Annotated in this window: 6 protein-coding genes and 1 pseudogene; 5 read left to right on the plus strand and 2 right to left on the minus strand. The window is 61.4% G+C overall.

Annotated features, from left to right (window positions below):
- Window positions 1-407: 407 nt before the first annotated feature.
- The 5 genes from ABYO54_RS12505 (at window position 408) to ABYO54_RS12525 (ending at window position 5,752) form a co-directional block, all read left to right on the plus strand.
- A complete protein-coding gene (locus ABYO54_RS12505; protein WP_372808588.1) occupies window positions 408-1,058 on the plus strand; it encodes a PTS sugar transporter subunit IIA in 651 nt (216 codons plus the stop codon).
- An 84-nt stretch (window positions 1,059-1,142) separates the two neighbouring features.
- Entirely contained in the window at window positions 1,143-2,753 is a 1,611-nt protein-coding gene (clcA, locus tag ABYO54_RS12510) for a H(+)/Cl(-) exchange transporter ClcA (protein ID WP_372808589.1), read from the plus strand.
- A gap of 153 nt (window positions 2,754-2,906) precedes the next feature.
- Window positions 2,907-3,548, plus strand: coding sequence for a PTS sugar transporter subunit IIA (locus ABYO54_RS12515; RefSeq protein WP_372808590.1), 642 nt, complete (start codon window positions 2,907-2,909; stop codon window positions 3,546-3,548).
- 4 nt (window positions 3,549-3,552) lie between these two features.
- Window positions 3,553-5,226: a cation:proton antiporter gene (locus ABYO54_RS12520; protein ID WP_372808591.1), complete on the plus strand. Its 1,674-nt coding sequence runs from the start codon at window positions 3,553-3,555 to the stop codon at window positions 5,224-5,226.
- 43 nt (window positions 5,227-5,269) lie between these two features.
- Entirely contained in the window at window positions 5,270-5,752 is a 483-nt protein-coding gene (locus tag ABYO54_RS12525; protein ID WP_372808592.1) for a CBS domain-containing protein, read from the plus strand.
- 4 nt (window positions 5,753-5,756) lie between these two features.
- Here the strand turns inward: ABYO54_RS12525 and atpC are convergent, their stop codons facing one another.
- Complete coding sequence (atpC, locus tag ABYO54_RS12530) at window positions 5,757-6,020, minus strand: ATP synthase F1 subunit epsilon (RefSeq protein ID WP_372808593.1); 264 nt, start codon at window positions 6,018-6,020, stop codon at window positions 5,757-5,759.
- 2 nt (window positions 6,021-6,022) lie between these two features.
- A pseudogene (locus tag ABYO54_RS12535) lies at window positions 6,023-6,560 on the minus strand (F0F1 ATP synthase subunit beta); the annotation flags it as partial.

The following is a 6,560-nucleotide window of genomic DNA, read 5'->3' on the forward strand; positions in this document are numbered from 1 at the left end:
AAACTTTCGGATGATTTTCAACCACCCGCTACGCTAGAGGGCACTCAGACACAGAGGAGATATGTATATATGAGCCTCTGTGTCTCAGTGCCCTCTGTGGTGAAAATACGAAGTTCTAGGTGATACGCTGCACTCGGATAAAAACGGCACCGATCCTCAGGATCGGCGACTTTTATGTTCAATGAGGGAGCTGCCCGACAAGCCCCGTTATCATGGGTCCCTCACGTCTATTCATGTTCATTAACGGTTTTGTCATTTCCGTTTTAAGGTTTATTCGTGCTTGGGGGTCCTTTTTTGATCGAGGGCGCGGTTTCCGGAGCGGATCAATCCGACTTTCCGGCATAAAACGATTGCACATGATGCTATATGATGTAGTTTCTCGCAAACGGTAGCGAGGAGTTGCGTTTATGCACGAAATCATGACAATCGAAGAAGTGGCCGCATATTTGCGCGTTTCGGAGCGAACGGTCTACGACTGGGCGCAAAAGGGCGATCTGCCCGGCGGGAAGCTGGGAACCACGTGGCGCTTCAAGCGAAGCGAAGTCCAACGTTGGGTCGACCGGCATCTCGGCGGCACCTCGCCCGCGCCGGTTCCGGCCTCCCCTAATGCCCTGACGCTGCAGACGATTCTTTCTCCCGAACGCACGGTATTGATCGAGTCCGAGTTCAAAAAGGAGGCGCTGGGGCAACTGGCCCGTGTGCTGTCCACCTCGCCGCTGATCGGCGATGCCCGCGAGCTCGAAGAGGCCATTTTCAAGCGCGAGGCGTTGATGAGCACCGGGATCGGTTGCGGGATCGGCGTGCCGCATGTTCGGTTGGATTCCGTGAAGGATCTGGTGATGGCCCTCGGGATTTGCAAGGTGCCGTTGCGCGACTATGTTGCGATCGATGAAGTGCCGGTGCAGGTGGTCTGCATGGTGGCGGCGAGCAGCACGCAGCATCCGCAATATATCCGGGCGCTATCGGCCATCAGCTCCCGGCTGAAGGCGGTATCGGTCCGCCAGTCGCTGTTTGCCGCAACGAGCGCGGCGGCGGCTTATCGAGTCTTTGCGGGGTGACGCGGCGTTCGTTGCCTACCGCGAAATATGCGGTTAAACAGGAACCATTTTACGGCGCAATAATCGGCGCAGGTATAGCGGCCAATGAAATTTTTTAAACCGACAGCCAAACAAAAATCCGCTGCAACGAAACATCCCGACGTGGATTCGGAGCTCCATCAGTATCTGACGATCCGCCAGCAGCGGCACTGGATCTTTCCGCGCGCCGCGCTGGTCGGGCTGTGTGCCGGACTGGTTGCGCTGGCTTTTCGGATTGCGTTGACGGAAGCGGAGGCTTTCCGGGATCGGGTGATCGCCGCGTCGCATCAGCATCCCGCATGGCAATGGATGGTTCCGGTCCTGTTTACGCTGGTCGGCGCGGTTCTCTCGACGCTCCTCGTGCGCCGCTTTGCACCGGAGGCCTCGGGCAGCGGCATCCCGCATCTGGAGGCCGTTCTCCAGCGGTTCCGGAAGCTCGACTGGCGCCGCGTGCTGCCCGTTAAGTTTTTCGGCGGGATTCTGGCCATCGGCAGTGGACTGACGCTGGGGCGCGAAGGGCCGACGGTTCAGATGGGCGGCGCGGTTGGCGACGCTCTCTCCCGCCTGATGAAAGTCACCGCCCAAGAACGGCTCGTGCTCATTTCCTCCGGGGCCGGGGCCGGACTGGCCGCCGCCTTCAATGCCCCCTTGTCCGGTCTGGTGTTCGTGCTCGAAGAGGTCCGCCGCGATTTCCAGCCGGTCGTCTTCGGCGCGGCGTTTGTGGCGGCGGTCGTTGCCGACATTGTCGCGCGATGCGGCACCGGGCAGTTTCCGATTTTCTCCGTCCCGAGTTATGCCACCCCGCCGCTGACCGCCCTCCCGGCGTTTGCCGTTCTCGGAATCATTGCCGGTGTCATGGGCGTGGTCTTCAACCGCAGCCTGATGAAAACCTCCGAACTCTACGCCAAGCTCCCGCGCAAGTTCGCGCTGCTGGCGACCGCCGTCACCGGCGGCGCGGTTGGACTGATCGGCTGGTTTTCTCCGATCACGATCGGCAGCGGGCATAACCTGGCGGAGTCGGCCATGGCGGGGCACCTCGCCCTGGCGGCGATTCCGCTGTTTTTCGTTGCGCGCTTCATTCTGGTGTCGACCTGCTATTCAACCGGAGCGCCCGGCGGCATTTTTGCGCCGTTGCTCGTGTTGGGCGCGCTGCTGGGCCTCGCCGTCGGTCAGATTGCCCACGCGATCGCGCCGAGCATGGTTCCGGTTCCGGCCGTTTTCGCGGTCGTCGGGATGGCGGCCTATTTCACCGCGATCGTGCGCGCGCCGCTCACGGGCGTCATGCTGATTCTCGAGATGACCGGCAATTATTCCCAGATGCTTCCGTTGCTCATCAGCTGCTTCTGCGCCTACGCCGTGGGGGAGGCGCTCAAGGACATCCCGATCTACGAAGCCCTGCTGCAGCGCGATCTGGAGCGTAGCGACGATGTCGTGCTGCTGCGCGAACCCACCGTGGCCGAGTTTGTGATCGAAGAGGGCGCCCCGTTTGCCGGGCAGGATGTGCGATCGCTCGACCTGCCCGCCGGATGCATCCTCATCTCCTGCGCGATCGACAACCGCAAATGGGTTCCCGGACCCAATACCCGGCTGCGGGCCCATATGCGGATTACGGCCATCGTTGCGCCGGAAGCCTTCGGCGGGCTTGAGCTGCTGCGCATGGGGTGCACCCGTGAATAACCCCCCCTTTAAGGTTGAAAATCGCACCGGCAGATCGGCTTTTTCCGGCACGGAAGAAGCTGGAAATACAGCGGGTAGCACGTTACGTTGCCCCCCTAAATTCTTGCCGTTTGCAGGAAGATCGGGGAATTCCGCAAAATGGAGCAGTTGGTTATGCATGAAATTATGACGATTGAAGAAGTGGCCGCGTATTTGCGCGTTTCGGAGCGTACGGTCTACGACTGGGCGCAAAAGGGCGACCTGCCCGGCGGAAAGCTGGGAACCACGTGGCGCTTCAAGCGCGGGGACGTCGAACATTGGGTCAATTCCCGCCTTTCAAAGAAGCCGGCCGCGACCACGGGCGGCGTGGCCAGCAAGGCCACGCTTGCGGCCGATCGCGTGGTGATCATGGACCATGCCGACAAGGATACGATCCTGCGCAGGTTGGTCGACCTGCTGGCGGAATCGCCGTTGGTCCACAACCGCGACGAGCTGTTGGCGGGGATCTTCGCCCGCGAAGGGCTGATGAGCACCGGGATCGGGTTCGGGATCGGCGTGCCGCACGTGCGCATCGATTCGGTCTCCGATCTGGTCATGGCGGTCGGCGTCTGCAAGCGGCCCATCACGGACTATTCCTCGCTCGACAACGAGCCCGTTCACATCGTCTGCATGCTGGCGGCCCGGTCGGACCAGCACGCGAAATACATCCGCACGCTTTCGGCCGTCAGCAACCGCTTGAAGGATGCCGCGACGCGCGAACAGATCATCGCGTCCGATGATCCGGCGTTCGTCTATTCCATGTTGATCGAGGAGTAAACCGATGCCCGATATCGAACTAGGCGTCTTGGGGATACTCGGCATTTGCATTGCGGGAGGGATCATTGGGGCTTGGATTATCCAGAAGCTCAAGGTGCCGCAGGTGGTGGGCTATATCCTCATCGGCGTGCTGATCGGCGACACCGGCTTCGGCCTGCTGCATCCGGCCGACATTGCCGCGCTGCGCCCCTTCAACAATTTTGCGCTGGGGCTGATCGGCTTTTTGGTCGGCGGCGAATTGAGCGCGAGCATCTTCAAGAAATACGGCAAGCAGTTCACCGCCATCCTGATCGGCGAGGGGATCGCCGCGTTTGTGCTGGTGGGCCTCTCCTCGACGCTCATTCTCTATGCGGTCTGCCACGATTGGATCGCCGCCCTGGCGGGGGGCATCGTTTTCGGCGCCATCGCCTCGGCCACCGACCCCGCTTCGACCATCGACGTGCTGTGGGAATACCGCTCCGCGGGCGTGCTCACCACCGCCATCGTGGCCATCGTGGCGCTCGACGACGCACTGGCGATGACGCTCTACGGTCTGGGCACCAGCGTGGCGACCATCCTGGTGCAGGGGAACGAGGGCGGCCATTCCATCGGACTGACGCTGCTGCATACCTTTTTGGAGCTCGGCGGCGCCATCCTGCTCGGCGTGGTCTGCGGTTTCATTCTCGACTACATGATGAAATACCTGCCGCAGAACGAAAAGCGCCTCGGCATGTCGATCGGCATCCTGATGGTCTGCATCGGCGTTGCGGTGGCGTTCAAGGTGGACTTGATCCTCGCCACCATGGCGGTGGGCATCGTGCTGATCAACCGCGCGCCGAACCGCTCCAAGAAGCTGTTCGAAACCGTCCGCTCCTTTTCCACCCCGATCTACATCGTCTTCTTCGTATTGGTCGGCGCACGGCTTTCGCTGGACAACATGCCCGCCTGGGTGTGGGGACTGGTGGCCGCCTATGTCTTGATGCGCAGCCTCGGCAAATGGATCGGGGCCTACTGGGGCGGATCCATTTCCAAGGCCGAAAAACCCGTCCGGAAATATCTCGGCATGGCCATCTTTGCCCAGGGCGGCGTGGCCGTCGGCCTTTCGATCGTGGCCAGCCATAACCTCCAGCACATCGAGGTGGTCGAGGGGATGAGCCTCGGCGACATGATCATCTTCACCGTCACGGCCACCACGCTCTGCGTCCAGCTCATCGGCCCGGCCTTCGCCAAGCTCGCCATCAAGAAGGCGGGCGAGATCGGCCGCAACGTCACCGAAGAGGATGTGATGGCCGAGCTCAAGGTGGTCGATGTCGTTTCGACCATTGTTCCGCTGCAGGAAGGCACCCCGCTCGAAACCGTCGTCCAGCACTTCGCGGAGCAGGAAACCTTCGTCTATCCCGTCGTTTCCGCCGAGGGGAAGATCGTCGGCGTGCTCACCTTCGAAATGCTCAAGGAGCTGCTCAACGAGCGCGATACCTGGCAATGGCTGCTCGTCGGCGATGTCATGCAGCCGCTGCGCCACCGCCTCGTCTCCTCCATGAACCTCGGCGAGGCGTTGAAAGAGATGAACAACAACCAGATCGAAGCACTGCCCGTCATCGAAAACGAGGAGAACCAAAAACTGCTGGGGGTGCTCGATATCCGGGCCGCCCGCCGCAGCATCGGCGCCGAACTCGTCAAACGCCAAACCGCCGCCTGACCGGTTTTGAACGGTCGCAACGATAAAACCACAGGATGAAAAAATGAAAACCGGATTGGAAAAAACCACCGTCAAGGATATCGACTATCTCATCAATTCGTCGTGCTTGCGGGCCGATTGCGGCACCTCGCTCGAGAAGCTCGCCGACCTGCTCTGCAACTCCGACCGCTTCAAGGTCTATCTGGAAAACGCCGAGGGCCAGCTGGTCGGCGTCGTTCAGGCCAAGCAGATCGCCACCCGGATTCTGGAACTCTCGCGCCAGAAGAGCGATGAAGAGGATCTGCTGCCCGCCGTGGCCTACGTGCTGAACTTCTTAAACGGGCAGGATATCGCCGAACAGCCCATCTCCGTGCAGGCCGCCACGCCGCTGCGGGAAGTGCTCGATCTGATGCAGCTCAACCACATCCGCGAAATCGCCGTCGTCGACGAGGAGGGGTTCCTGATCGGGACGCTCGAAGCGAAAAACATTCTTTCGCACTATCTTCGGGCCAAGGCCGAAATGGAGCTCAAGGCCGAAGAGGGATAGCCCGCTATGCCGGCTCGGCGTTGTCGATCAGCAGACTGACGTCGTCGGGCGTTACGCGGAAAAAGCCTTCATCCACTTCGAAAAGCTGCGGGGCCGCGCCCGGATTTTCCAGGCCAACCGTCCCCGCCGCAACCCGCGCCAGCACGGGAATGTGGCCCGGATAAACCTGGATTTCGCCGCTTTCGGTCGGAATGGTCACCGCCAGCGCCGTCCCGTCGAAGACGACCCGCTTGGGGGTGATGATTTTCACGTTTAGTTTCGCGGCCATGCCTATGCCCCTTCAACGACTTCGGCGATGCTGCCCTTCATGTAGAAGTTGGCCTCGGGAACGGAGTCGTGCAGTCCGTCGAGAATCTCTTTAAAGCCGCGCACGGTCTCTTCGACCGTCACCTGGCGGCCCTGCTGGCCGGTGAAGACCTCGGCCACCGTGAAGGGCTGGCTGAGGAATTTCTGGATGCGGCGGGCGCGGTTGACGATCACTTTGTCTTCGGCGGAGAGCTCGTCGATCCCGAGAATGGCGATGATGTCTTGCAGTTCCTTGTAGCGCTGCAGGACGGACTGAACGCCGCGCGCGGTGTTGTAGTGTTCCTCGCCGACCACCTCGGGCGACAAAGCGCGCGAGTTGGAGGCCAGCGGGTCCACCGCCGGGAAAATCCCCTGCGCGGCCAGCGAGCGTTCGAGCACGATGGTGGCATCGAGATGGGCGAAGGTGGTGGCCGGTGCCGGGTCGGTCAGGTCGTCGGCCGGCACATAGACGGCCTGGAACGAGGTGATCGACCCCGAGTGGGTGGAGGTGATGCGCTCCTGC

The sequence above is a fragment of the Pontiella sp. genome, assembly GCF_041622395.1.
GTDB lineage: Bacteria > Verrucomicrobiota > Kiritimatiellia > Kiritimatiellales > Pontiellaceae > Pontiella.